Raw genomic sequence first — 3,046 nt, 5'->3', positions numbered from 1 at the left:
AGCAATTAAAGATTTGGAGAAGGTTATAAGTGATCATGCCAAAATGGGTGACACGATGGTTTACATCCAAAATACACCTTTCCACAAATATGGATCGATCTTGGTACGAATCCCGAGAGAAAGTGTAGAACTAATTGAAGGTCATTTTGATGCAAATGGATTTGAAACAGTAATTACTACTGATGAAACCGGCCGCCTTACTTCATTCTATATATCTTGGGGTTTACCACATGAAGAAGAGTGAGTTAATTATTCGCGCCGGTCAAATCTTAGACAAGCACTGTAGGTCATGCCATTCGATTAAAACAATCAAAGGAACAAAGAATGAAAGAAATGCTTATTGTCTTGCTAACTGTGAGGTATATCAGGAGTTAAGAGCTATTGGGGATCAGCTGGAACATAGAGATCCTAAGTTTCCTAGAAAATGGACAAGTGAAGAAGTGTTCTTTTTAAAACATAACTTCAAACAGCTTTCGGTTGCAGAACTAGCAAAGAAGCTAGGGAGAACGGAAAAAGCAGTTGATATGAAGTTAAGAAATTTAAGATAGACCTCATACCTTGGCAGAGGTAGAGGTCCTTAATTAAAACTAGTCAAAATAAGTTTACCACAAATGGAGGGATTAGATGAACGCTTTACAGCAATTTGAAATAGAAGAGCTAGAAGGTGTGGAACTAACGGAAGAAACAAAAGATCGATTTAAGATTAATGATCTAGATCAACTAAACTGGGCTTTCCGTAAGTACAATGCTCTTTTGGAAGAAAAGAAGAAGAAAGAGCAATTAGCAGCTGCAGAGATTGAACGAATTACAATGTGGATAAATGCAGAGAAGAAACCAATTGAAGATTCCCTTTTATTCTTTGAATTTTTGATTAAAGAATATCACCAAGAACAACTTGAAGCGGATCCTAAAGCAAAAACGATTAGCACTCCATATGGTAAGTCGAAAAGTAGAGTTGTTAAAGAAGCTCCAAAGCAAGTGAATAAAGATTTTGTTCTAGATTATGTTAAATCTAACAATCTAACAGATTTCATTAAAGAAGAAGTGAAATGGGCCGAACTTAAGAAGACGTTGAAGGTTGCAGATGTGGGTGGTAAGAAAATTGTGCTAAATGAAGATGGACAAGTAGTGCCAGGTGTTGAAGTTGCTAAAGCCAATACATCTTTCAAAGTCGAGGTGTAATTCATGCAGATAGTAAGTGCTAAGGAATTGTCTCATAACCAAGCAACATATTTAATCTATGGTCCTCCGGGGATGGGCAAAACATCATCTATTAAATCTTTTCCGGGTAAAACATTAGTTCTTGATGTGGATAGAACAACTAAGGTCCTCAAAGGGGAAGAAAATATAGATATTGTTTACGTCAGTAACACTGATACCTGGGATGAATGGCAAAAAATCATTATTGAACTGGAAGAAAAGTATAAAGGTAAATATAACAATATCGTTGTTGATAATATCAGTGAGCTTGAACGTTGCTTACTATCGGATCTTGGCAGCAAAGGTAAAAATAAAGGGGTTCCGTCACAAGGTGATTATCAGTACATGCAGTTTCGGATAGTAAATAGCTTGCGCTACTTAAAAAACCTTGGCGCTAATTTAATTTGGACTGYCTGGGAAGCAGACGATTTATATACTGATAGCGATGGTCAACAATATAACCGAAGCTATCCACAGATTAATAAGAAGATCATGAACAATGTACTTGGTTTATGCGATGTTGTCGGTAGGATTCTGATTAATTCGGAGGGAGAACGAGGATTTGCTCTGTCAGCTACTAACAGCACATATGCAAAAAATCAGTTAGATGATCGTAAAGGTTGTAAGCAAAGCGAACTTATTATTAATTAATTGGAGGAATTATACATGTTTAAAATTGATCATTCGAAAGGTGAATATTTCGAGAAAGTAGTACCAGGGGAGTATGAAGCAATTCCAGTAAATTATGAGCAAAAAACATCTTCAAATGGTACTCAAATGATTGTCTTTGATTATGAGATTCGTAGTGATGTTGAGCAAGCAGCAAAAGGTCAAAAGTTACTATATGACAACTTCGTAGTAAGTGATAACCCTTGGAGATTCCAACAAGCTTCTAAGGCTGCTAAACTTCCAAATGGTAAACAGTATGGTAGTTACAAAGAATGGGCAGAAGAGTTTATGAATAAGCCAGTACGATTAGTTGTAGGAGAGCATGAATACAATGGCAAAACCTATCCTGAAGTCAAAGGCTTTAAAGAATCGAAAGCAGGACAATCCAGCCAAGGTCCAACTATTTCTGATGAAGATGTACCATTTTAAGAACAATCTGTAGAGGGGGCATGATTGCTCCCTTCTTTCAACAAAAGGGGAGTTCAATATGAATTATGATTTCAATCGAATACCGGATGAACTCAAGAACACTCCTCAATGGATTGTTTGGAAATCTGAAATCAGAAATGATAAGCCGACAAAAATTCCTTATCAAGCTAACGGACAGTTTGCAAAGTCTAATGATCGTTCATCATGGTCCACATTCATTGAAGCACAACAAGCTTTTTCTACTGGTAGATATGACGGTGTTGGATTCATGTTTTCTAAGGAAGATGATTTTATAGGAATTGATATTGACGATTGTATTGAGGATGGAGCGTATTCAGACTTATCAAGAGATCTGGTTGACACGATTGACAGTTATACCGAGTTATCACCTAGTAACAAAGGTCTCCATATTATTATCAAAGGAAAAATACCTTTACGTGGTCCCGGTACTGGTAAGAAGAACCCMGAGTTAGGTATTGAGATATATCGTCATGGTCGTTACTTTACTTTTACTGGTGCCGTAGTTAGAAGCGTAGGAGTTGAAGAAAGAACAGAGGCTCTAAAAACGATTTGGGGTAAGTATATAGAGTCAGAAGAGGATATGTCTACAAAAGTATTGCCTAAACGCGAATCATCTAATAAGTATATTTAGAAGACTTTGTACGCCCCTTTGATTTAAGTGAAGCGCCGTTGTTAAGAGCGAAGATCATAAAGGCCAATCAAAATCAAGGATATCTTCTGTTTGATA

At 36.7% G+C, this 3,046-nt stretch carries 6 protein-coding genes; all 6 read left to right on the top strand.

Annotation, left to right across the window (positions count from 1 at the left end; all coding sequences use genetic code 11):
* Window positions 1–244, top strand: a 244-nt coding sequence (locus tag AB685_RS31595) for a hypothetical protein (protein WP_047974168.1), incomplete at its 5' end; no start/stop codon positions are given.
* Window positions 231–548, top strand: coding sequence for a zinc-finger domain-containing protein (locus tag AB685_RS29455; protein WP_047974167.1), 318 nt, complete (start codon window positions 231–233; stop codon window positions 546–548). The genes AB685_RS31595 and AB685_RS29455, both read left to right, overlap by 14 nt.
* Before the next feature lie 76 nt (window positions 549–624).
* Window positions 625–1,182, top strand: a complete 558-nt coding sequence (locus AB685_RS29450; RefSeq protein WP_047974166.1) for a host-nuclease inhibitor Gam family protein — start codon at window positions 625–627, stop codon at window positions 1,180–1,182.
* 3 nt (window positions 1,183–1,185) lie between these two features.
* Entirely contained in the window at window positions 1,186–1,851 is a 666-nt protein-coding gene (locus tag AB685_RS29445; RefSeq protein ID WP_047974165.1) for an AAA family ATPase, read from the top strand.
* Window positions 1,852–1,866: 15 nt separating this feature from the next.
* The gene (locus AB685_RS29440; RefSeq protein ID WP_047974164.1) at window positions 1,867–2,298 is read left to right on the top strand and encodes a DUF669 domain-containing protein; all 432 of its coding nucleotides are present in this window, start codon (window positions 1,867–1,869) and stop codon (window positions 2,296–2,298) included.
* A 58-nt stretch (window positions 2,299–2,356) separates the two neighbouring features.
* The gene (locus AB685_RS29435) at window positions 2,357–2,950 is read left to right on the top strand and encodes a hypothetical protein (protein WP_047974163.1); all 594 of its coding nucleotides are present in this window, start codon (window positions 2,357–2,359) and stop codon (window positions 2,948–2,950) included.
* Window positions 2,951–3,046: the final 96 nt, after the last annotated feature.

This window comes from Bacillus sp. LL01, from assembly GCF_001037965.1.
This window is presented reverse-complemented; position numbering and strand designations above follow the sequence as displayed.